This is a genomic window from Sphingomonas silueang (assembly GCF_040049155.1).
Classification (GTDB): domain Bacteria; phylum Pseudomonadota; class Alphaproteobacteria; order Sphingomonadales; family Sphingomonadaceae; genus Sphingomonas; species Sphingomonas silueang.
Genome location: NZ_JBDZDK010000002.1, coordinates 347443 through 369601, shown reverse-complemented (window position 1 = coordinate 369601; position 22159 = coordinate 347443). Strand labels below are relative to the sequence as shown.

The 22159-nt window shown below is 66.8% G+C and carries 29 protein-coding genes; 25 read left to right on the top strand and 4 right to left on the bottom strand.

Features of this window, described 5'->3' with window-relative positions; genetic code table 11:
- Positions 1–367 precede the first annotated feature (367 nt).
- Both clpA and ABLE43_RS03770 read right to left on the bottom strand, forming a co-directional pair.
- A complete protein-coding gene (gene clpA, locus ABLE43_RS03775; RefSeq protein WP_348977130.1) occupies positions 368–2680 on the bottom strand; it encodes an ATP-dependent Clp protease ATP-binding subunit ClpA in 2313 nt (770 codons plus the stop codon).
- A gap of 119 nt (positions 2681–2799) precedes the next feature.
- Positions 2800–2997: a DUF1192 family protein gene (locus ABLE43_RS03770; protein ID WP_348977129.1), complete on the bottom strand. Its 198-nt coding sequence runs from the start codon at positions 2995–2997 to the stop codon at positions 2800–2802.
- Between the two features lie 84 nt (positions 2998–3081).
- Here ABLE43_RS03770 and ABLE43_RS03765 point away from each other — a divergent pair, with 84 nt between their 5' ends.
- The 4 genes from ABLE43_RS03765 to ABLE43_RS03750 all read left to right on the top strand — a co-directional run bounded on the left by ABLE43_RS03765 (position 3082) and on the right by ABLE43_RS03750 (position 6782).
- Positions 3082–4062, top strand: coding sequence for an NAD(P)H-quinone oxidoreductase (locus ABLE43_RS03765; RefSeq protein WP_348977143.1), 981 nt, complete (start codon positions 3082–3084; stop codon positions 4060–4062).
- A gap of 118 nt (positions 4063–4180) precedes the next feature.
- Positions 4181–4840 (top strand): DUF1013 domain-containing protein, encoded by a 660-nt coding sequence (locus ABLE43_RS03760; protein WP_348977142.1) that lies wholly within the window; start codon positions 4181–4183, stop codon positions 4838–4840.
- A 396-nt stretch (positions 4841–5236) separates the two neighbouring features.
- Positions 5237–6112, top strand: a complete 876-nt coding sequence (locus ABLE43_RS03755; protein ID WP_348977128.1) for a dienelactone hydrolase family protein — start codon at positions 5237–5239, stop codon at positions 6110–6112.
- A 43-nt stretch (positions 6113–6155) separates the two neighbouring features.
- A complete protein-coding gene (locus tag ABLE43_RS03750) occupies positions 6156–6782 on the top strand; it encodes a glutathione S-transferase family protein (RefSeq protein ID WP_348977127.1) in 627 nt (208 codons plus the stop codon).
- Between the two features lie 202 nt (positions 6783–6984).
- Here ABLE43_RS03750 and ABLE43_RS03745 read toward each other — a convergent pair whose 3' ends face one another.
- Positions 6985–7644 (bottom strand): peptidylprolyl isomerase, encoded by a 660-nt coding sequence (locus ABLE43_RS03745; RefSeq protein ID WP_348977126.1) that lies wholly within the window; start codon positions 7642–7644, stop codon positions 6985–6987.
- A gap of 59 nt (positions 7645–7703) precedes the next feature.
- On the opposite strand from ABLE43_RS03745, the gene ABLE43_RS03740 reads away from it, so the two are divergent.
- From ABLE43_RS03740 to ABLE43_RS03730, 3 genes are all read left to right on the top strand, one after another.
- Positions 7704–8186, top strand: a complete 483-nt coding sequence (locus ABLE43_RS03740) for an MAPEG family protein (protein WP_348977125.1) — start codon at positions 7704–7706, stop codon at positions 8184–8186.
- Complete coding sequence (locus ABLE43_RS03735; RefSeq protein WP_348977124.1) at positions 8183–8458, top strand: hypothetical protein; 276 nt, start codon at positions 8183–8185, stop codon at positions 8456–8458. Before ABLE43_RS03740 ends, ABLE43_RS03735 begins: the two co-directional genes overlap by 4 nt.
- A gap of 100 nt (positions 8459–8558) precedes the next feature.
- Complete coding sequence (locus tag ABLE43_RS03730) at positions 8559–9599, top strand: alpha/beta fold hydrolase (RefSeq protein ID WP_348977123.1); 1041 nt, start codon at positions 8559–8561, stop codon at positions 9597–9599.
- A 13-nt stretch (positions 9600–9612) separates the two neighbouring features.
- On the opposite strand, the gene ABLE43_RS03725 is transcribed toward ABLE43_RS03730, so the two are convergent.
- On the bottom strand, positions 9613–10095 hold the full coding sequence (locus ABLE43_RS03725; protein WP_348977122.1) for a hypothetical protein: 483 nt from the start codon (positions 10093–10095) through the stop codon (positions 9613–9615).
- 251 nt (positions 10096–10346) lie between these two features.
- On the opposite strand from ABLE43_RS03725, the gene rpsL reads away from it, so the two are divergent.
- The 18 genes from rpsL (at position 10347) to rplE (ending at position 22105) form a co-directional block, all read left to right on the top strand.
- The gene (gene rpsL / locus ABLE43_RS03720) at positions 10347–10718 is read left to right on the top strand and encodes a 30S ribosomal protein S12 (protein WP_066689749.1); all 372 of its coding nucleotides are present in this window, start codon (positions 10347–10349) and stop codon (positions 10716–10718) included.
- 97 nt (positions 10719–10815) lie between these two features.
- On the top strand, positions 10816–11286 hold the full coding sequence (gene rpsG / locus ABLE43_RS03715) for a 30S ribosomal protein S7 (RefSeq protein WP_348977121.1): 471 nt from the start codon (positions 10816–10818) through the stop codon (positions 11284–11286).
- A gap of 96 nt (positions 11287–11382) precedes the next feature.
- Entirely contained in the window at positions 11383–13476 is a 2094-nt protein-coding gene (gene fusA / locus ABLE43_RS03710; protein WP_348977120.1) for an elongation factor G, read from the top strand.
- Between the two features lie 201 nt (positions 13477–13677).
- Complete coding sequence (tuf, locus tag ABLE43_RS03705; protein ID WP_066689629.1) at positions 13678–14871, top strand: elongation factor Tu; 1194 nt, start codon at positions 13678–13680, stop codon at positions 14869–14871.
- Positions 14872–15023: 152 nt separating this feature from the next.
- Positions 15024–15332 carry a 30S ribosomal protein S10 gene (gene rpsJ, locus ABLE43_RS03700; protein WP_033921125.1) on the top strand — a complete coding sequence of 103 codons (309 nt, stop codon included), beginning with the start codon at positions 15024–15026 and terminating at the stop codon, positions 15330–15332.
- 324 nt (positions 15333–15656) lie between these two features.
- Positions 15657–16379, top strand: a complete 723-nt coding sequence (rplC, locus tag ABLE43_RS03695; RefSeq protein WP_348977119.1) for a 50S ribosomal protein L3 — start codon at positions 15657–15659, stop codon at positions 16377–16379.
- A 3-nt stretch (positions 16380–16382) separates the two neighbouring features.
- Positions 16383–17009: a 50S ribosomal protein L4 gene (gene rplD, locus ABLE43_RS03690; protein WP_348977118.1), complete on the top strand. Its 627-nt coding sequence runs from the start codon at positions 16383–16385 to the stop codon at positions 17007–17009.
- Positions 17002–17319: a 50S ribosomal protein L23 gene (locus ABLE43_RS03685; RefSeq protein ID WP_348977117.1), complete on the top strand. Its 318-nt coding sequence runs from the start codon at positions 17002–17004 to the stop codon at positions 17317–17319. The genes rplD and ABLE43_RS03685 overlap by 8 nt, the downstream gene beginning before the upstream one ends.
- Position 17320: 1 nt before the next feature.
- Entirely contained in the window at positions 17321–18169 is an 849-nt protein-coding gene (rplB, locus tag ABLE43_RS03680) for a 50S ribosomal protein L2 (RefSeq protein ID WP_348977116.1), read from the top strand.
- A gap of 3 nt (positions 18170–18172) precedes the next feature.
- Complete coding sequence (gene rpsS / locus ABLE43_RS03675; protein WP_348977115.1) at positions 18173–18451, top strand: 30S ribosomal protein S19; 279 nt, start codon at positions 18173–18175, stop codon at positions 18449–18451.
- Entirely contained in the window at positions 18451–18828 is a 378-nt protein-coding gene (gene rplV, locus ABLE43_RS03670) for a 50S ribosomal protein L22 (protein ID WP_348977114.1), read from the top strand. Before rpsS ends, rplV begins: the two co-directional genes overlap by 1 nt.
- A complete protein-coding gene (gene rpsC, locus ABLE43_RS03665; protein ID WP_348977113.1) occupies positions 18828–19538 on the top strand; it encodes a 30S ribosomal protein S3 in 711 nt (236 codons plus the stop codon). The genes rplV and rpsC overlap by 1 nt, the downstream gene beginning before the upstream one ends.
- Before the next feature lie 11 nt (positions 19539–19549).
- Positions 19550–19981, top strand: coding sequence for a 50S ribosomal protein L16 (gene rplP / locus ABLE43_RS03660; protein ID WP_055756910.1), 432 nt, complete (start codon positions 19550–19552; stop codon positions 19979–19981).
- A gap of 2 nt (positions 19982–19983) precedes the next feature.
- Positions 19984–20187: a 50S ribosomal protein L29 gene (gene rpmC / locus ABLE43_RS03655; protein WP_348977112.1), complete on the top strand. Its 204-nt coding sequence runs from the start codon at positions 19984–19986 to the stop codon at positions 20185–20187.
- Positions 20188–20198: 11 nt separating this feature from the next.
- Positions 20199–20471: a 30S ribosomal protein S17 gene (gene rpsQ / locus ABLE43_RS03650; protein WP_055763313.1), complete on the top strand. Its 273-nt coding sequence runs from the start codon at positions 20199–20201 to the stop codon at positions 20469–20471.
- Positions 20472–20845: 374 nt separating this feature from the next.
- Positions 20846–21214, top strand: a complete 369-nt coding sequence (gene rplN / locus ABLE43_RS03645; RefSeq protein ID WP_055996097.1) for a 50S ribosomal protein L14 — start codon at positions 20846–20848, stop codon at positions 21212–21214.
- The gene (gene rplX, locus ABLE43_RS03640; RefSeq protein WP_348977111.1) at positions 21214–21528 is read left to right on the top strand and encodes a 50S ribosomal protein L24; all 315 of its coding nucleotides are present in this window, start codon (positions 21214–21216) and stop codon (positions 21526–21528) included. Before rplN ends, rplX begins: the two co-directional genes overlap by 1 nt.
- A complete protein-coding gene (rplE, locus tag ABLE43_RS03635; protein ID WP_348977110.1) occupies positions 21521–22105 on the top strand; it encodes a 50S ribosomal protein L5 in 585 nt (194 codons plus the stop codon). The genes rplX and rplE overlap by 8 nt, the downstream gene beginning before the upstream one ends.
- The last annotated feature ends 54 nt before the right edge of the window (positions 22106–22159 follow it).

The window sequence follows — 22159 nt, the reverse complement described above, 5'->3', positions numbered from 1 at the left end:
ATGTCGTCCGTGGCGTCGTCGCTCGTCCGTCACGGGGGCAAAGCCCCGTTCCTTCCTCGCTCCTGTCCACGAACGACATTCCGCTCCGTCACGACGGGTCAACATCACGTCATCACGCTCTAAACAATGCGGGGCACTGTTTACCCGAAGCTGGGTCGGGGGTGGGTGGGCCTGTTGGCGGGCGTACCCGTCCCTCGCGGACCGACCCACCCCCAGCCCCTCCCTTCCAGGGAGGGGAGTGACCGAACCGCCCGCACCCGTTCGTTCCGGGCGATATCGGGGGGTGAACGGGCAGGCTGTGGGGCAGGGCTGCCCACCCCCCAAACGAAAACCGCCCCGCCGGTCCTCCCGGCGGGGCGGTATCGCATCACGCCTCGGCGCTGGCCTTGCCGCGCTTGCGGGGTTTCTTGGGCGCGGCGGGCGTCATCTCGAAGGCGAGCGCATTGTCCTTCAGCCGGACCTTGACCTCGCCGCCGTGGACCAGCTTGCCGAACAGCAGTTCCTCGGCCAGCGGCTGCTTGATCTTGTCCTGGATCAGGCGGCCCATCGGGCGCGCACCATAGAGCTTGTCATAGCCGCGCTCGGTCAGCCACGCCTTCGCCTCTTCGTCCAGATGGATGTGGACGCCGCGGTCCGACAGCTGGAGTTCGAGCTGGAGGATGAACTTGTCCACCACCCGCGCGACCACTTCCGGCGGCAGATAGCCGAACGGCACGATCGCATCGAGGCGGTTGCGGAATTCGGGGGTGAAGAGCTTCTTCACCGCCTCTTCCTGCACGTCCTCGCGGTCGATCTGGCCGAAGCCGATCGATTCCTTGGCCATGTCCGACGCGCCCGCATTGGTCGTCATGATGAGGATGACGTTGCGGAAATCGACGGTCTTGCCGTGGTGGTCGGTCAGCTTGCCGTTGTCCATCACCTGCAACAGGATGTTGAACAGGTCGGGATGCGCCTTCTCGATCTCGTCGAGCAGCAACACGCAATGCGGCTGCTGGTCGATCGCGTCGGTCAGCAGGCCCCCCTGGTCGTAGCCGACATAGCCCGGCGGGGCACCGATCAGTCGGCTGACCGAATGGCGCTCCATATATTCGGACATGTCGAACCGCTGGAGCGGGATGCCCATGATCTCCGACAGCTGGCGCGCGACCTCGGTCTTGCCGACGCCGGTCGGGCCGGTGAAGAGGTAGTTGCCGATCGGCTTGTCGGGATCGCGCAGCCCCGCGCGGCTCAGCTTGATCGCCGACGACAGCGCCTTGATCGCGTCGTCCTGCCCGAACACCACGCGCTTGAGGTCGATCTCGAGGTTGGCGAGCACGCGCGTGTCGTCGGTCGAGACGGTCTTGGGCGGGATGCGCGCCATCGTCGCGATCACCGCTTCGATCTCGCGCGCGGTGATCGTCTTCTTGCGCTTGGGCGCGGGCACCAGCATCTGCATCGCGCCCACCTCGTCGATCACGTCGATCGCCTTGTCGGGCAGCTTGCGGTCGTTGATGTAGCGCGCGGACAATTCCACCGCCGACTTGATCGAATCGGGGGTGTATTTGACCTTGTGATGCTCCTCGAACGCGGAGCGCAGGCCGGTCAGGATCTTGATCGTATCCTCGACCGAGGGTTCGTTCACGTCGATCTTCTGGAACCGGCGCAGCAGCGCGCGGTCCTTCTCGAAATGGTTGCGGAACTCCTTGTAGGTCGTGGAGCCGATGCAGCGGATCTGCCCGCCCGACAGCGCGGGCTTCAGGAGGTTCGAGGCATCCATCGCCCCGCCGCTGGTCGCGCCCGCGCCGATGACGGTGTGGATCTCGTCGATGAACAGCACCGCGTGCGGCAGCTTCTCCAGCTCGGTCACGACCTGTTTCAAGCGCTCCTCGAAATCGCCGCGATAGCGGGTTCCGGCGAGCAGCGCGCCCATGTCGAGCGAATAGATCACCGCGGGCAGCAGCACCTCGGGCACGTCGCCCTCGACGATCTTGCGCGCGAGCCCTTCCGCGATCGCGGTCTTGCCGACGCCGGGATCGCCGACATAGAGCGGGTTGTTCTTCGACCGGCGGCACAGGATCTGCACGGTGCGATCGACCTCCGCCGAGCGACCGATCAGCGGATCGACCTTGCCGGTCTTCGCCTTCTCGTTCAGATCGACGCAGAACTGCTTGAGCGCGCTTTCGCCCTTGCCCTTGTCAGCCGTTTTCGGGGTTTCCTTTTCCTCGGCGCCCTTGGGTGCGGGGGTTTCCGCCACCGCCCCGCCGCCCTTGCCGACGCCGTGGCTGATGAAGCTGACCGCATCGAGGCGGCTCATGTCCTGCTGCTGCAGGAAATAGACGGCGTAGGTCTCGCGCTCGCTGAACATCGCGACCAGCACGTTCGCGCCGGTCACTTCGTCGCGGCCCGACGACTGGACGTGCAGGATCGCGCGCTGCACCACGCGCTGGAAGCTGCTGGTCGGCGACGGATCGGTCGCGGCGTCCAGCTTGAACGTGTCGAGCTCGGTGTCGAGGTAGTGCGCGACGGTCGCCTTCAACTCCTCGAGGTCGACGCCGCAGCCCGCCATCACCTTGGCGGCGTCCTTGTCGTCGATCAGCGCGAAGAGGAGGTGTTCGAGCGTCGCATATTCGTGACGGCGCGAGGATGCGGCCTCGAGCGCCTTGTGCAGCGTGGTTTCCAGTGCGGAAGCGAAGGATGGCATTCAGGTCACTCCGGTCGACCGGCGATGACGCGCCGGCCCTTCGTCCCGGTTTCCCGGGGTCTTCCCCCATGTCGGTATGCCGCCGCCCCGCATCAAGCCATGGGGGGAAGCGGCGGGGATCACGAGCGGAACAGCGCGTCGGCGCTGGACCGGTGGTCGCGCGCGCGGGCGATGCGGGCGCGGCATCGTTCGATCTCGCCCTCCAGCACCGCGATGCGCGCGGTCAGCTCGTCGACCGACAGCGGGTCGAGATCCTCGCGCACCAGCATGGCCAGCGCGGCGGCGGACGTGCGGTCGGGAAATTCGTCGGGCTCCATCGCAATGCAACGTTGACCCTGTGTCCGGGGATGTCAATAACGCAGGCCGACAGGGGAGCGGTGTCAATGACCTTGCCAGTGACGATGCGTGCAATCGATCCCATCGAGGCGGGCGGCCCCGAAGTCCTGAAAGTTGCGGAACGCCCGGTCCCGGTGCCGGGCGATCACGAGGTGCTGATCCGCGTCGCCGCCGCCGGGGTCAACCGGCCCGACGTGCTGCAACGCACCGGCGGCTATGCCCCCCCGCCGGGCGCGCCGTCGATTCCGGGGCTGGAGGTCGCGGGACAGGTGGTGCGGATCGGACGCGAGGTCGCGCCGGAACTGCTGGGGCAGAATGTCTGCGCGCTGCTGGCGGGCGGCGGCTATGCCGAATATGTCGCGGTGGCGGCGGGCCAGTGCCTGCCGGTGCCGTCCGGCCTGTCGCTGGTCGAGGCGGCGGCGCTGCCCGAGACGCTGTTCACCGTGTGGACCAACCTGTTCGAGCGCGGCTATGCGGCGGAGGGCGACAGCGTGCTGGTCCATGGCGGCACCAGCGGCATCGGCACGATGGCGATCCTGCTGGGTGGGCTGTTCGGATTGCAGGTCATCGTAACCGTCGGCAGCGCGACCAAGGCACAGGCGGCGCTTGATCTCGGCGCGGCGCATGCGATCAACTACCGGACCGAGGATTTCGTCGCCCGCGTCGCCGAGATCACCGGCGGCAAGGGCGTCGCGGTGGTGCTCGACATGGTCGGCGGCGACTATGTGCCGCGCAACCTCAAATGCCTTGCCGAGGACGGTCGCCACGTCTCGATCGCGGTGCAGGGCGGGGCGAGCGCCACCATTCCGATCTGGGACGTCATGCGCCGCCGCCTGACGCTGACCGGATCGACGCTGCGCCCGCGCGACACCGCGTTCAAGGAAATGGTCGCCGACGAACTGGCGCGCACCGTCTGGCCGCATGTGCAGGACGGACGGCTGCGCCCCGTGATCGACAGGACCTTCCCGCTGGAAGCGGCGGCGGACGCGCACCGCCGGATGGAGGCTGGCGATCATGTCGGCAAGATCGTGCTGACGCTCGAATAGCGCGTTTTGCACGCGCTACTTGCCTATGGGGGCAGGGCGGACTAGGTAGAAAGGTAACGCGGCCGCCCGGTTTGGGCGGCCCTTTCTATTTCGGAGACCCGTCGTGGCCCAGCCGCTGATGCCGCACGCGACCGCTTCCTGGCTGGTCGATAACACCGCCTTGTCCTTCTCGCAGATCGCCGACTTCTGCGGCCTGCACGTCCTCGAGGTGCAGGCGATCGCCGACGATACCGCCGCGACCAAGCTGACCGGGCGCGATCCGGTGCGCGCGCATGAACTGACGATGGACGAGATCGAGAAGGGGCAGAAGAACCCCGACTATCGCCTGGTGATGATGAAGGGGCCGGAACAGGTCCGCCGCACCAAGGGCCCGCGCTACACGCCGGTCAGCAAGCGGCAGGACAAGCCCGACGGCATCGCGTGGATCATCCGCAACCATCCGGAGATCAGCGACGGCGCGATCGGCAAGCTGATCGGCACCACTCGCACCACCATTGCCGCGATCCGCGACCGCACCCACTGGAACATCGCCAACATCGTGCCGAAGGACCCGGTGACGCTCGGCCTGTGCTCGCAGCGCGAGCTGGACGCGCTGGTCGGGAAGGCGGCGAAGGCGGCAGGCATCGAGGCCCCGACCGACACCCGGCTGGAGGGCGACCGCGAGGCGCTGATCGAACAGCTGCGCAACGAACGCACCCAGGCGGCGCGCGACGCCGAACTGGCGGCGAGCGGCGAACAGCCGACGATCGGCGGCTTCATCGACCCGTTCAAGCGGTAACGCGGCGTTTCCGCGATCCGCTGACGGCCCGGCTGCCCGATGGGTGGCCGGGCCGTTTGCGTATGGGGGGCGATATTCCTCCCCCTCTTTGAAAGGATTCCTCTGCGAAAGTCCCTTTCCGTCCCCCCGCCAGCGCGGGGGTACGGCAGGATCAAGGGTCGACCTTAAACTTTCGCGGGGAAATCCTTGAAGGGAGGGGACGGGCGTGGGTCGGCCCGCGAGGAAAGGCAAGCGCTCCACAACCGGCCAACCCACCCCCGGCCCCTCCCTTCCAGGGAGGGGAGCAAGGTAATCCACGCCTCTGCCGAACGTCGATGCGGCCCGGCGCGACGACAATGGTTCCGCTTCGCGCCACGACGCTCTACGCTCCCCCCACCGATCCGGGAGAGAGCCGCCATGACCGACCTGCGCGACCGCGCCATCGCCCTGTACGACGCCTTCACCCACGAGCATCGCGACCGCCGCGCCTTCATGGCCGAGATGGTGGCGCTGGCCGGATCGGTCGCCGCCGCCGAGGCGCTGGTGGCGAGCATCGCCGCATCCCCCGCCGCCGCGCAGCAGGTGCAGCCGAACGATGCCCGACTGGACGCGGCGAAGCGCAGCGGGACCGAGGCGGGGGCTCCCGCCACCGCCTATTTCGCACAGCCAAAGGGGGCGCGGGGCAAGCTGCCGACCGTGCTCGTCATCCACGAGAACCGCGGGCTGAACGCCCATATCGAGGATGTCGCGCGCCGCGTGGCGCTCGCCGGATTTCGGGTAATTGCCCCGGATTTCCTCGCGCCGCAGGGCGGCACTCCGGCGGACGAGGACAAGGCACGCGAGATGATCGGCCGGATCGATTACGACCTGGCGCTGGCACAGGCGAAGTCCTTCCTCGCCAAGGCGCGCGGCCAGCGCAGCGGCAACGGCCGCACCGGCGCGGTCGGCTTCTGCTGGGGCGGGGCGTTCGTCAACCGGCTGGCGGTGGCCGATCCGGCGCTGACCGCGGGGGTCGGCTATTACGGCCCGGCGCCCGATCCGGCGGAGGCGGGCAAGGTGCGCGCTGCATTGCTGCTGCAACTCGCGGGCAAGGACACGCGGGTCAATACGACGGCGATTCCGTGGGGGGAGGCGCTCCGTGCCGCAGGCAGGCGGGCGACGACCCATGTCTATCCGAACGTCGATCACGCCTTCAACAACGACACCTCGGCGGCCCGCTACGATGCGGCGGCGGCGACGCTGGCATGGGAGCGGACGATCGCCTTCCTGCGGAACGAGCTTGACGTGAAATAGGATCATGTTCCACCTTCGTTCCGGATAGCCGAGGGGAATCGCGATGACCGGACTGACGCTCTACACCAACCCCATGTCGCGCGGGCGCATCGCCCGCTGGATGCTGGAGGAGGTCGGCGCCGACTATGCGGTCGAGGTGCTCGGCTATGGCGGCACGATGGAGGACGCGGCGTATCGCGCGATCAACCCGATGGCGAAGGTACCCGCGATCGTCCACGACGGGCGGGTCGTGACCGAATGCGCCGCGATCTGCGCCTATCTGGCGGAGGCGTTTCCCGACGCGGGCCTCGCCCCCACCGCCGACGAGCGCGCCGATTATTACCGCTGGATGTTCTTCGCCGCCGGGCCGGTCGAGCAGGCGGTGTCCAACCGTTCGCTCGGCGTCGTGCCGACCGGCGACCAGCAGCGCATGGTCGGCTATGGCGACTATGACCGCACCGTCGCGACGCTCGAAGGCGCGGTCAAGGCGCATGACTATATCGCGGGCGACCGCTTCACCGCCGCCGACGTCTATGTCGGGTCGCATCTGATGTGGGGCACGCAGTTCGGTACGCTGCCGAAGCTGGATGCGTTCATGGCCTATGTCGCGCGGCTGGCCGACCGACCGGCGCACGTCCGGGCGAGCGCGCTGGACGATGCGGCGATGGCGGAGATGCAGGCGGCGGGGTGAGCGCATCGGGCCTGGTTCGATCGAACCAGGCCTGTTCGCCCCGAGCGAAGTCGAGGGACGTGCCGCGAGCATCGCATACCGTGTCTCGACTGCGCTCGACACGAACGGACGGGGCAGGGATCGACCCGTCGGGGAAGACGGCATTCCCCGACCCGCGACCCCGGCGCGCGTGGCTTCGGGTTCGGTGCGGGATGCGCCCGACCTACCGCCGCTTGCCCGGCGCGATCAGCCATACCTTGGGCTGGCCGGTCGGGCGCGGCGTGCCGTCGAGGCGGCGGGCGCGCAGGATGCGGATGGGGTTCAGGATCATCTGTCCCTTCATCGCGTCCATGCCGCCGCCGGTCGGCACCGCGAGGATCCGCTTGACCGTATCCATCCCGCCGACCACCCGGCCGAAGGCGGCATAGCCGTCGAACGGACCCTTCGCATCCATGCTCGGCATCGCGCCGACCAGCAGCACGAAATTGCCGCCTGCCGAATTGGCCTCGGGCCGCCGGGCCATCGAGATCGCGCCGTCGACGTGTTTCACGCCCGTCCGGTCGGTGCGCTCGTGCGGAAAGGGGGGCAGGATGCGCCGCGCGTCGGTCTGGATGCCGCCCTGGATGAAGCCGAGCTTCGGGTCGCTCTTGCGCCGCGCCGATCGGTAGAACACCGTCCCGTCGAACCGCCCGTCGTCGACATAGGCGAGGAAGTTGCGCGTGGTCGCGGGCGCCCGCTTCGCGTCCAGCGCGACGACGATCGGCCCCGCGCTGGTATCGAAGCGGACGCGGACATAGCCCGGCGTCGCGCGTGTCGCCGACTGGGCAAGGGCAGGGGCGGGGGCGAGCAGGGCCAGCGACAGGGCGGCGAGCAGGTTACGCATGGCCTGCGCTGTAGCAAGCGGATAGGCTTGCGGGAAAGGGGCAGGGAGAGCCGGGGAAGATGATGACGCGCGCGCTGTTGTGGCCGACCTTCGCGATGGTGACGCTGTTCTTCGCGGTGGCGATCATGCTGCTGCACCGCCGGGTCGGGCTTCTGCGCCGTCATCCGCCCACGCGCGCCGATGTCGCCGGCCCGGAGGCGCTGGCCGCCTATTTCCGCCCCGCCGCGCTGCCTGCCGCCAATCTCGCCAACCTGTTCGAGATGCCGGTGCTGTATTTCGCGCTGGTCCCGCTGCTGCTGATGACCGGACAGGCGGGGGTGGTGCAGGTGGCGCTGGCATGGGGCTTCGTCGCGCTGCGCACCGCGCACAGCATCGCCCATCTTCGCCACCGGCTGCGCTGGCGACTCGCGCTGTTCCTGCTGTCGAACGCGGTGCTGGCGGTGATGTGGGTCGGCTTCGCGATCGATATGACGCAGGCGGCAGGGAACGCGCCGTCGCCGCGTGACGTTTCCCCCGTCGACCTCAGGGAGATTCGCCGATGATCCGCCGCCTTGCCCCCGCCGCCCTCGTCCCCGCGCTCGCGCTGCTCGCCGCCTGTGGGGGGCAGGAGGTGGTGGTGACGAACGACGCCAACGTCGTGTCAAACGACGCCTATGCCAATGCCGCCTTCCGCAACGACGGCGAAGTCGGCAACGAGATGATCCCGATCAATCCGATGGACACCGGCGAGAATTCGGTGACGGCGGCCGGTGACGCGATGATGGGCAACACCCCCGACGGCATGAACGCGGCGATGGGCAACACCGCCAACTAGGGCGTTTCGCCGCCTCGACTTCACCCGCCGCGACGAAAATCGATTGACGTTCCTGCCCATGCTGCGCGACGACGTGGTTAACGGCAGGGGGCGATCGATCATGATGCGTGCGATCTTGGTGGCGGCGACAATCGGGCTGGCGGTCGCGCCGGTATCCGCCGCCGATCCGCCGGTCGCCGACACGGGTGCCGATCTGGAAGCGGTGACATACCCGTTCCCGGTAGGGCGGATGGAAACGAGCTTCGGCGGCGTGCCTGCGGGCATGGCCTATATGGATGTCCGCCCGACTGCCGCCGCCAACGGGCGCACCGCCGTGCTGCTCCATGGCAAGAATTTCTGCGGCAACAGCTGGGAGCGGACCGTGCGCGCGCTGGCGGCGGCGGGGTGGCGGGTGCTGGTGCCCGACCAGATCGGCTTCTGCAAATCGTCCAAGCCGCGCACCGCGCAGTACAGCCTGCACCAGATGGCGCGCCTCACCACCCGGCTGATGAGCGAGCGCGGGGTGCAGAAGGCGGTGATCGTCGGCCATTCGATGGGCGGCACGCTGGCGCTGCGACTCGCGCTGGCCTATCCCGAACGGGTCGACCGGCTGGTGCTCATCAACCCCATCGGCCTGAAGAACCGCGCCGACGAGGGCATTCCCTATACCCCGATTGACCGGCTGTTGCAGGATCAGCGCGCCACGACGCTGGCCAGCATCCGCGCCTACCAGCGCGACACCTATTATCACGGCACCTGGGCCCCCGCGTACGAACGCTGGGCGCGGATGCAGGCGGGGATGTACGTCGGGCCGGGGCGCGACACGGTGGCGCTGGCGCAGGCCAAGACCAGCGAGATGATCTATACCCAGCCGGTCGCGTACGAGCTGAACCGGATCAAGCTGCCGATGACGCTGATCGTCGGGACGCTCGACCGGACCGCCTTCGGCCGCGAACAGGCATCGCCGACGCTGGCGAAATATCTGGAGGCGGGGCCGCAGCAGGCGGCGCAGCTCGTCGCGCGGCTGCCCAACGCGACGCTGGTCCGGCTGGCGGGGGTGGGGCATGTCCCGCAGATCGAGGTGCCGGAACGGTTCGAGCGGGCGCTGCTCGGCGCGATGGGAACGACCCCGGCGGCATCGGCTCCGGTACCGGTCGAATAGGCGACGGGCCGGGTCAGCGCATCGCGACGGGAACCGGCTGATTGTCGTTCGCGGCCCCCGGCAGCGACAGCGCGCAGGTCAGCAGCCACGCCGCCACCCCCATGGCGACCGGCGCGACGAGGGGGGCGACGACCGCCGCGGCCAGCGCCAGTCCGACCCATCGGCCCGCTCCGGCGAGCACCGCGAACGGCAGGCAGGCCGCCAGCACCGGCAGCGGCACCGGCAGCAGCAGGGCGACCGACAGCATCGCCGCGGCGATCCCCGCCGCCCAGGGGCGTGCGCGGCGACCAGGCGCCAGCGGCCGGGTCAGCGCGGCGGCGCCCGCACCCGCCGCCAGTACCGGCAGCAGATGGGCGAACGCATCGCCCGCCCCGAATCGCCCGGCCAGCCACCACAGCCCCGACGCCGGAACGGTGCCGAGCGGCGTCGCCCAAGCCGCGATCGCAAGCGCAAGCGCGCAGGCGGCGGCGACGGACAGGGGCGGAAGGGCGCGCATGACGGCGTCGTACGCCCGCGATCCTTGCCAATGCGTTGCCATGGGGCGGCATTGACGGTCGGGCGGTCAGGCGGTATAGGCCCGCCCGTCCCGCTGGGTCGGCTTCGTATCCGCGCCGCCAGCCTGCATGTGGGTCGAGCTGAACATTGCTGGAGACATCGGCCTCGTGGCGAATCGTCCACGCGGCCTTTGCGCATTTCTGATGAAGAAGGGCTCCGGCAAAGTAACCGCAAGATAAGGTGAAGGGCTTCATGCCGACGATCAACCAGCTGGTCCGCAAGGGCCGCGAACCGCAGAAGGCCAAGTCGAAGGTCCCTGCGATGGACCAGAACCCGCAGAAGCGCGGTGTCTGCACCCGTGTGTACACGACGACCCCGAAGAAGCCGAACTCGGCGCTGCGCAAGGTGGCCAAGGTCCGCCTGACCAACAGCCGCGAAGTCATCAGCTACATCCCGGGCGAAGGCCACAACCTGCAGGAGCACTCGGTGGTGCTCATCCGCGGCGGCCGTGTGCGCGACCTTCCCGGCGTGCGCTACCACGTCCTGCGCGGCGTGCTCGACACGCAGGGCGTCAAGGATCGCCGCCAGTCGCGTTCGAAGTACGGCGCCAAGCGTCCGAAGTGATCCCGCGCCGCGCATGTCCTGCGCAGCCCGAGGTCCACTCTACCCCAGTAAGCCCCCGACGGGTTCGGGAACCGGCTGAAGATTGAAGGAATATCTGATGGCTCGTCGTCGTCGTCCCGAAAAGCGGGAAATCCTGCCTGATCCCGTGTACGGGGATGAGGTCCTGTCGAAGTTCATGAACTCGGTGATGCTGGACGGCAAGAAGTCCGTCGCCGAGGGCATCGTCTATTCGGCGTTTGAGACCGTCGAATCGCGCGCCAAGCGCGATCCGCTGGGCGTGTTCCATGACGCGCTGAACAACGTGAAGCCGAACATCGAAGTGCGTTCGCGCCGCGTCGGCGGTGCGACCTACCAGGTGCCGGTCGAAGTCCGTTTCGAGCGCGCGCAGGCGCTGGCGATCCGCTGGCTGATCGCTAGCGCACGCAACCGCAGCGAGAACACCATGTCGGCGCGCCTGTCGGGCGAGCTGATGGATGCCGCCAACAACCGCGGCAACGCGGTCAAGAAGCGCGAAGACACGCACCGCATGGCGGAAGCGAACCGCGCCTTCTCGCACTACCGCTGGTAAGCCCCGGCGGTGGCTTTTCACCGCTGAGATAACCGCCTATATCGTGGGGAGCGGGCGTCATGCCTCGCTCCCCACATTGCTAAGGAAGCAACGACCATGGCCCGCAGCCATCCGCTCGAACGATATCGTAACATCGGCATCATGGCGCACATCGATGCCGGCAAGACGACCACGACCGAGCGTATCCTCTATTACACCGGCAAGTCCTACAAGATCGGCGAAGTGCACGAAGGCACCGCCACCATGGACTGGATGGAGCAGGAGCAGGAACGCGGCATCACCATCACCTCGGCGGCGACCACCTGCAAGTGGCGCGCGGCGGAGGGCAAGGGTGAAGAGCACCTGATCAACATCATCGACACCCCCGGCCACGTCGACTTCACGATCGAGGTCGAGCGTTCGCTGCGCGTGCTCGACGGCGCGGTCGCCTGCTTCGACGGCGTGGCGGGCGTGGAGCCGCAGTCGGAAACCGTGTGGCGTCAGGCCGACAAGTACGGCGTGCCGCGCATGTGCTTCGTCAACAAGCTCGACCGCACCGGCGCCGACTTCTATTTCTGCGTCGATTCGATCATCGAGCGTCTGGGCGCGCGTCCGGCCGTGCTGTATCTCCCGATCGGCATCGAGGGCGGCTTCAAGGGCCTCGTCGACCTGGTCGAGAACCGCGCGATCATCTGGCTCGAGGAGTCGCTGGGCGCGAAGTTCGAATATCAGGACATCCCCGACGACCTGAAGGAAAAGGCCGCGAAGTATCGCAGCGACCTGATCGAGATGGCCGTCGAGCAGGACGACGACCTGATGGAAGCCTATCTCGAAGGCAACGAACCGTCGGTCGCCGACCTCAAGAAGCTGATCCGCAAGGGCACGCTGGCCATGAACTTCGTGCCGATCGTGTGCGGCTCGGCGTTCAAGAACAAGGGCGTGCAGCCGCTGCTCGACGCGGTGGTCGACTATCTGCCCTCGCCGCTGGACATTCCGGACGTGCAGGGCGTGAAGCTCGACGGCGAGACCCCGGATTCGCGTCCGGCGTCGGACACCGCGCCGCTGTCGCTGCTGGCGTTCAAGATCATGAACGACCCGTTCGTCGGCTCGCTCACCTTCGCCCGCATCTATTCGGGCACCCTCACCAAGGGTTCGTACCTGAACTCGGTGAAGGACAAGAAGGAGAAGATCGGCCGTATGCTCCTCATGCACGCGAACTCGCGCGAGGACATCGACGAGGCGCGCGCGGGCGACATCGTGGCGATCGCGGGCCTGAAGGAAACGACGACCGGCGACACGCTGTGCGATCCGTCGAACCCGATCATCCTCGAGCGCATGGAGTTCCCGGAACCCGTGATCGAGCTGTCGGTGGAGCCGAAGACCAAGGCCGACCAGGAAAAGATGGGCATCGCGCTCAATCGCCTCGCCGCCGAGGACCCCTCGTTCCGCGTGTCGACCGATCACGAATCGGGCCAGACGATCATCAAGGGCATGGGTGAGCTTCACCTCGAAATCCTCGTCGATCGCATGAAGCGCGAGTTCAAGGTCGAGGCGAACGTCGGTGCGCCGCAGGTGGCGTATCGCGAATATCTCGCCAAGCCGGTCGAGCTGACCTACACCCACAAGAAGCAGTCGGGTGGTTCGGGCCAGTTCGGCGAAGTGAAGGTGAAGGTCGTGCCGGGCGAGCGCGGCTCGGGCTACCAGTTCTTCGACGAGATCAAGGGCGGCAACATCCCGCGCGAATATATCCCGTCGGTGGAAAAGGGCATGCGCGAGACGGCGCAGTCGGGCTCGCTGATCGGCTTCCCGATCATCGACTTCGAGGTGCACCTGATCGACGGCAAGTACCACGACGTCGACTCGTCGGCGCTGGCGTTCGAGATCTGCGCCCGCGGCGCGATGCGCGAAGCGGCGCAGAAGGCGGGCATCAAGCTGCTCGAGCCGATCATGAAGGTCGAGGTCGTCACCCCCGAGGATTATCTCGGCGACGTCATCGGCGACATGAACAGCCGTCGCGGCCAGATCCAGGGCACCGACAGCCGCGGCAACGCGCAGACGGTCGAGGCGATGGTCCCGCTGGCGAACATGTTCGGCTATGTGAACCAGCTGCGCTCGTTCACCCAGGGCCGCGCGCAATACTCGATGCAGTTCTCGCACTATGACGAAGTGCCGCAGAACGTCGCGGACGAGGTGAAGGCGAAGATGGCCTGAGGCGCACGGGGGTGAGCAAGCTTAGCCCCGAGACGCCGAAGGCCGGCCGGCGGGGCGGTGAAAGCCGCCCCGACCGACGCGGGATTTACTCCCGCGTCGAGTCCCCCGCACAAGGGCTGGCAATCCCCCCAAACAACCGCTAAAGGCGCGCCTTCGCGTTGCCCTTGATGCGGCACCGAAATCGAATCAGAAGGTAGGAACATGGCAAAGGCAAAATTCGAGCGGAACAAGCCGCATCTCAACATCGGCACCATCGGTCACGTCGACCATGGCAAGACCTCGCTGACCGCGGCGATCACCAAGGTGCTGGCCGACACGATGGGCGGCGTCGCCGTCGACTTCGCCAACATCGACAAGGCGCCGGAAGAGCGCGAGCGCGGCATCACCATCTCGACCGCGCACGTCGAGTATGAGACCGCCAACCGCCACTATGCGCACGTCGACTGCCCCGGCCACGCCGACTATGTGAAGAACATGATCACCGGCGCGGCGCAGATGGACGGCGCGATCCTGGTCGTGTCGGCCACCGACGGCCCGATGCCGCAGACCAAGGAGCACATCCTGCTCGCCAAGCAGGTCGGCGTGCCGACCATGGTCGTCTTCCTGAACAAGGTCGATCTGGTCGACGACGAGGAAATCCTCGAACTGGTCGAAATGGAAATCCGTGAAGAGCTCAGCAAGCGCGAGTTCGACGGCGACAACATTCCGATCATCCGCGGCTCGGCCACCTGTGCCCTGTCGGGTTCGGACCAGAAGCTCGGCCAGGACGCGATCCTCGAGCTGATGAAGGCGGTCGACGAGTCGATCCCGCAGCCCGAGCGTCCGCTCGACAAGCCGTTCATGATGCCGATCGAGGACGTGTTCTCGATCTCGGGTCGCGGCACCGTCGTGACCGGCCGCGTCGAGACCGGCGTGGTCAAGGTCGGCGAGGAAGTCGAGATCGTCGGCATCCACGAATCGGTCCGCAAGACCGTCGTGACCGGCGTCGAAATGTTCCGCAAGCTGCTCGATCAGGGCCAGGCCGGCGACAACATCGGCGCGCTGATCCGCGGCGTCGCCCGTGACGAGGTGGAGCGTGGTCAGGTGCTGGCGAAGCCCGGCTCGATCACCCCGCACACCGACTTCCAGTCGTCGGTGTACGTGCTGTCGAAGGACGAAGGTGGCCGTCACACGCCGTTCTTCGCCAACTATCGTCCGCAGTTCTACTTCCGCACCACCGACGTGACCGGCACGATCGAGCTGCCGGAAGGCACCGAGATGGTCATGCCGGGCGACGAAGTCGCGCTGGGCGTGAAGCTGATCGCGCCGATCGCGATGGACGTCGGCCAGCGCTTCACCATCCGTGAAGGCGGTCGTACCGTCGGCGCGGGGGTTGTCAGCGGCATCGACAAGTAATATAGCGACTCGACTGACGGCCGCTCCCGGCGACGGGGGCGGCCGTTTGCTATTTAATGAGGGCTGCTCGCTTGAAGCTGAGCGACCCGATACGCCATCTGTAGTCAATCAAGAGCCGTCCCAACGGCCCGCTCTTTCGCATCGGTAGGACCATGGACAACAATATCCGTATTCGCCTGAAGGCGTTCGACCATCGCGTGCTCGACCAGGCGGCAGGCGACATCGCCGACACCGCGCGTCGCACCGGCGCCCTGATCCGTGGACCGATTCCGCTGCCCACGCACATCGACAAGTTCACGGTCAACCGCGGCCCGCACATCGACAAGAAGTCGCGCGAGCAGTTCGAGACCCGCACCTACAAGCGCCTGCTCGACATCGTGCAGCCGACCCCGCAGACGGTCGATGCGCTGATGAAGCTCGACCTCGCCGCAGGGGTGGACGTGGAGATCAAGCTGGCGTAAGTGCCGGCTTCCGCGACGTAGGGTGATTCCGCCCTGCGTCGCGCTTTCGCTTCCCGCGGGTTCGCTCCGAACCGCACGCGGTCGAGGCCGGGAAAGCAGCACAAGGGATACCGAACGGCAGGTGGTCCGAAGGGACGAATGCCGTTGTCCTGGTCCCCGCTATCGCGAACGCAACCCGCAAGGGGGAATGTCCGCGATGTCTGGCCCTGGCGGGGGCAAGGGTTTCGCAAGGGCTGGGGCTTCGGGGGCGGGTGACCGCGCGCCGGGGCCTTTTTCGATTGGCAAGCTCGTCGTCAAGACGAGCCTCTGTTGAAGGAGTGGGTCATGCGTACTGGTGTGATCGCAAAGAAAATGGGTATGACCCGGCTGTTCAAGGACGATGGGCGCCATGTGCCCGTCACCGTCCTGCAGCTGGAGGACGTGCAGGTCGTCGCCCGTCGTGAACTGGACCGGGACGGCTATGTCGCGGTGCAGCTCGGCGCGGGCACTGCCAAGGCGAAGAACGTCGCCAAGCCGCAGCGCGGCCATTTCGGCAAGGCCGAAGTGACCCCGAAGGCGCGCGTGGTCGAGTTCCGCGTGGCGGAAGACGCGCTGCTCGATGTCGGTGCCACCATCGGTGCCGATCACTATGTCGCCGGTCAGCTGGTCGACGTTTCGGGCCGCACGCAGGGCAAGGGCTTTGCGGGCGCGATGAAGCGCTGGGGCTTCGGGGGCTTGCGCGCCACGCACGGCGTGTCGGTGTCGCACCGTTCGCACGGTTCGACCGGTCAGCGCCAGGATCCGGGCAAGGTCTTCAAGAACAAGAAGATGGCCGGCCACATGGGCGACCGCAACCGCACGCAGCAGAACCTTGAAGTCGTGTCGACCGACGTGGAACGCGGTCTGATCTTCATCAAGGGTTCGGTTCCGGGCCACAAGGGCACGTGGCTGACGGTCAAGGACGCGGTGAAGGTCGCGCGCCATGCCGATGCGCCGTATCCCGCCGGTCTCAAGACCGCGAACAGCAACGAAGCGCCGGCAGCGGCGACCGACGGCCAGGAGGGCTGATCCATGAAGGTCAAGGTACAGACCCTCGATGCCGTCGAGAACGGCGATATCGAGCTCAACGACGAGGTGTTCGGCCTCGATCCGCGTGCGGACATCCTGCACCGGGTCGTGACGTGGCAGCTCGAGAAGCGTCGCGGCACCGCCCGCGGCACCCGCGAGCGCGCCGACGTCGCCCGTTCGGGCAAGAAGCTGGGCCGCCAGAAGGGCGGCGGCGTCGCCCGTCACGGCGATCGCCGCGCTCCGGTGTTCATCGGCGGCGGTAAGGCGCACGGCGCCCGCGTCCGCGATTTCAATCCGGGCCTGAACAAGAAGATCCGCGCGCTGGGCCTCAGGATGGCGCTGTCGAGCCATGCCAAGGCGGGTTCGCTGGTCGTCCTCGACGGCCTGAACGTCGAGAACGGCAAGACCCAGGTCCTGCTCGGCAACCTCGCCAAGCTCGGCTTCGGCAAGACCTCGCTGGTGATCGACGGCGACGCCGTCGAGAACAGCTTCGCGCTCGCCGCGCGCAACCTGCGTCAGGTCAACGTCCTGCCCGCCGGTGGCGCCAACGTCTATGACATCCTGAAGCACGACACGCTGGTGCTGACCCGCGCCGCCGTCGAAAAGCTGGAGGCCCGCTTCCATGGCTAAGCAGCCGCAAAAGGCGATCGACATCCGTCACTACGATGTCGTCCTCGCCCCGCACATCACCGAGAAGGCGACGATGCTCTCCGAGCATAACGCGGTCGTCTTCAAGGTCGCGAACAAGGCGTCGAAGCCGGAGATCAAGGCAGCGGTCGAAGCGCTGTTCAACGTCACCGTCACCGGCGTGAACACGATCGTGACCAAGGGCAAGACCAAGAAGTGGAAGGGCGCGCCCTACACCCGGTCTGACTTCAAGAAGGCGATCGTGACGCTGGCCGAAGGCCAGTCGATCGACATTACCGAGGGGGCCAAGTAACATGGCACTCAAGCAGTATAATCCGGTTACGCCGTCGACCCGCGGGCTCGTCCTGATCGACCGTTCGGCCCTGTACAAGGGGCGCCCGGTCAAGGCGCTGACCGAAGGCAAGACCAAGACCGGCGGCCGCAACAACAAGGGCCACGTCACGTCGCGCGGCATCGCGGGCGGCCACAAGCAGCGCTATCGCATCATCGACTTCAAGCGTCGGTTGTGGGATGTCGAGGGCACGATCGAGCGGATCGAGTATGATCCCAACCGCACCGCGTTCATCGCGCTCGTCAACTACGGCGACACCGATGGCAAGGCGAACGTCGCCTATATCATCGCGCCGCAGCGTCTGAACGTCGGCGACAAGGTGATCGCGGGCAAGAAGACCGACGTGAAGCCGGGCAACGCGATGGAGCTGGGCCAGGTGCCGGTCGGCACGATCGTCCACAACGTCGAGATGAAGCCGGGCAAGGGCGGTCAGATCGCACGGTCGGCGGGCACGTACGTGCAGGTCGTCGGCCGCGACAAGGGCATGGTGATCGTCCGCCTGAACTCGGGCGAGCAGCGCTACATCCACGCCGCCTGCATGGCGACGATCGGTGCGGTGTCGAACCCCGACAACCAGAACCAGAACCTCGGCAAGGCGGGGCGCAACCGCTGGAAGGGCCATCGTCCGCTCACCCGCGGCGTCGCCAAGAACCCGGTCGACCACCCGCACGGCGGTGGTGAAGGCCGCACCTCGGGCGGCCGTCACCCGGTCACCCCGTGGGGCAAGCCGACCAAGGGCGCGCGCACGCGGCACAACAAGGCGACGGACAAGATGATCATCCGTAGCCGTCACGCGAAGAAGAAGGGCTAAGCGATGGCTCGTTCCGTATGGAAGGGTCCGTTCGTGGACCTCAACCTCATCAAGAAGGCCGAAGCGGCACAGGACGCGGGCACCCGCGCCGGTCCGATCAAGACCTGGTCGCGTCGTTCGACGATCCTGCCGCAGTTCGTCGGCCTGACGTTCAACGTCTACAACGGCCGCAAGTTCGTGCCGGTTTCGGTCAACGAGGACATGGTGGGCATGAAGCTCGGCGAGTTCGCGCCGACCCGCTTCTTCCCCGGCCACGCCGCCGACAAGAAGGGCAAGCGCTGATGAGCAAGCAGGCAGCACCGCGCCGCGTCGGTGACAAGGAAGCTCTGGCGGTCGCGACCCAGGTCCGCGGCTCGGCCCAGAAGCTGAACCTCGTCGCCGCACTGATCCGCAACAAGAGCGCGGGCGAAGCGATGAACATCCTCGCCTTCTCGAAGAAGGCGATGGCGGTCGATGTCCGCAAGTGCCTCGCTTCGGCGATCGCGAATGCGGAAAACAACCACAACCTCGACGTCGACGCGCTCGTCGTCAAGGAAGCCTCGGTCGGCAAGTCGATCACGATGAAGCGTTTCGCGACCCGTGGTCGCGGCAAGTCGACGCGCATCCTGAAGCCGTTCAGCCGCGTGCGCATCGTCGTGTCCGAGGTGGAGGAAGCGTAATGGGTCACAAGAGCAATCCCATCGGTCTGCGTCTGCAGATCAACCGCACCTGGGACAGCCGTTGGTACGCCGAAGGCGCCGACTATGGCCGTCTGCTGCTGGAGGATCTGAAGATCCGCCAGTACATCCTGAAGACGCTGCCGCAGGCGGCGATCTCGAAGGTGGTGATCGAGCGTCCGGCCAAGCTGTGCCGCATCTCGATCTTCGCGGCGCGTCCCGGCGTCATCATCGGCAAGAAGGGCACCGACATCGAGAAGCTTCGCAAGAAGCTCGGCACGATGACCTCGTCCGACGTGTCGCTGAACATCGTCGAGATCCGCAAGCCGGAAATCGATGCCAAGCTCGTCGCGCAGGGCATCGCCGACCAGCTCGAGCGTCGTATCGCCTTCCGCCGCGCCATGAAGCGTGCGGTGCAGTCGGCGATGCGCCTGGGTGCCGACGGCATCCGCGTCGCGTGCGGCGGTCGTCTGGGCGGGGCAGAAATCGCCCGTTCGGAAGGCTATCGCGAGGGCCGCGTGCCGCTGCACACGCTGCGCGCCAACCTCGACTATGCCGAGGCCGAAGCGCACACCGCGTACGGCGTCTGCGGCGTCAAGGTCTGGATCTTCAAGGGTGAGATCCTCGGCCACGACCCGATGGCGCAGGACCGGCTGATGATGGAGGCCCAGACCTCCGGCGTGCGCCCCGCGCGCGACGATCACCGCCGCTAAGGAATTAGACGATGCTGCAACCAAAGCGCACCAAGTTCCGCAAGGCCTTCAAGGGCCGCATCCATGGCGATGCCAAGGGCGGTACGTCGCTGAACTTCGGGTCGTACGGCCTGAAGGCGATGGAGCCCGAGCGGATCACCGCCCGTCAGATCGAGGCGGCCCGCCGCGCGATCACCCGCCACATCAAGCGCCAGGGGCGCCTGTGGATCCGCATCTTCCCGGATCTGCCGGTGTCGAGCAAGCCCGCCGAAGTCCGCATGGGCTCGGGCAAGGGCTCGCCCGAATTCTGGGTCGCCCGCGTCAAGCCGGGTCGCATCCTGTTTGAACTGGACGGCGTTCCCGGCCCGCTCGCCGCGGAGGCGTTCGAGCGCGCCGCGATGAAGCTGCCGATCGCGGTCAAGGTCGTCGCCCGCCTGGGCGACACCTCGCACCTGGAGGGTTGAGTATGACGAAGGCAACCGATCTTCGCGCCAAGAGCGACGACCAGCTGGTCGAGGAACTGACCAGCCTGAAGCGTGAGGCGTTCAACCTCCGCTTCCAGGCGGCGACCAGCCAGCTGGAGAAGCCGACCCGCGTGAAGGAAGTCCGTCGCGACATCGCGCGGATCAAGACGCTGCAGGGCGAGCGTTCGCGCTCGGCCGACAAGTAAGGACGAGAAACATGCCGAAGCGCGTGCTGACCGGGATGATCGTCTCGGACAAGACCGACAAGACGGTGGTGGTCAAGGTGGAGCGGAAGGTGAAGCACCCGCTCTACGGCAAGATCATCCGCCGTTCCAAGAAGTACCATGCCCATGACGAGGGCAACGAGTATCGCGAAGGCGAGACCGTGCGCATCGAAGAGACCGCGCCGATCTCGAAGCTGAAGACCTGGAAGGTGATCGAGCGGGTGAACACCCACGCGACCCCGGCCGAGGTCGCGGCGGAGGCGTAAGCCTGATCGGGGTGGGGTGGTCGCGAGCCGCTTCGCCGTAGCGTAACCGCTCCCCTCCCTGACAAGGGAGGGGCCGGGGGTGGGTAGGCCCGAGGTCGAACGACACGTTCCCTCGCGGACCGACCCGCCCCAACCCCTCCCTTCCAGGGAGGGGCTATGCTACGGAGAGCGGATCGCCTCGATCGCCCCATCCCACGAACTTCCGGGGTCAGACCCGGATCGCATGGACATCGGCGAAGCGGCACTTGCCTTTTCGCCATGGGGCGGTTATCGGACCGCTCCCCCCGGCGCGGATTCGCTTCCGCTTGCCGGGGGTTCATTTTTAGCAGGCGGGGTCCGGTCGGCATCGGCCCCATGGACAAGGAATCGCATCGATGATCCAGATGCAATCCAATCTCGACGTCGCGGACAACAGCGGCGCGAAGCGGGTGCAGTGCATCAAGGTGCTGGGCGGCTCTAAGCGCCGCACGGCAGGCGTTGGCGACGTGATCGTCGTCAGCATCAAGGAAGCCGCTCCGCGCGGCCGCGTGAAGAAGGGTGACGTGCACCGCGCCGTCATCGTCCGCACGGCCAAGGACATCCGTCGCACCGACGGTTCGGTGATCCGCTTCGACGGCAACGCCGCGGTGCTGGTCAACAAGAACGAGGAGCCGATCGGCACCCGTATCTTCGGCCCGGTGGTCCGCGAGCTGCGCTCGAAGGGCTTCATGAAGATCATCTCGCTCGCCCCTGAGGTGCTGTAATGGCTGCTGCGAAGATCAAGAAGGGCGACACCGTGATCGTCCTGTCCGGCAAGGACAAGGGCAAGACCGGCCAGGTCGTCCAGTCGCTGCCGAAGGACGGCAAGGTCGTCGTGTCCGGCGTGAACATCGCCGTGCGCCACAAGAAGCCGACGCAGGCCGAGCCGCAGGGCGGTCTCGTCCGGTCGGAAGCGCCGCTGCACGTCAGCAAGGTGGCGCATGTCGTCGACGGCAAGCCGACCCGCGTGCGCTTTGAAGTGCGCGACGGCAAGAAGGTCCGGGTCGCCGTGAAGGGCGGGGAGGTCATCAATGGCTGATAAGTACACGCCGCGCATGAAGTCGATCTATGACGATCGCATCGTGAAGGCGATGACCGAGAAGTTCGGTTACAAGAACGCGCTCGAAGTGCCCCGGATCGAGAAGATCGTCCTGAACATGGGCGTGGGCGAGGCGACGCAGGACAAGAAGAAGGTCGAGCAGGCCGCTTCCGAAATGGAGCTGATCGCCGGCCAGAAGCCCGTCGTGACCCGCGCCAAGAAGTCGATCGCGCAGTTCAAGCTGCGCGAGGGCATGGCGATCGGTTGCAAGGTGACGCTGCGTCGCGAGCGGATGTACGAGTTCCTCGACCGCTTCATCACCATCGCGCTGCCCCGCGTGCGCGACTTCCGTGGCCTGAACCCGAAGTCGTTCGACGGCCGCGGCAACTATGCCTGCGGCATCAAGGAACAGATCGTGTTCCCCGAAATCAACTATGACCGCATCGACAAGGTGCGCGGCATGGATGTGATCGTGACCACCACCGCCAAGACCGACGACGAGGCCCGCGAGCTTCTGCGTCTCTTCGGCTTCCCCTTCCCCCAGGAAGCGGACGCCGAGGAAAAGAAGGCGGCATAACCGGACCGCCCCCCTTCGCCGGGGGGCGGCAGTTGCTTTACCGAAAGAGAGCTT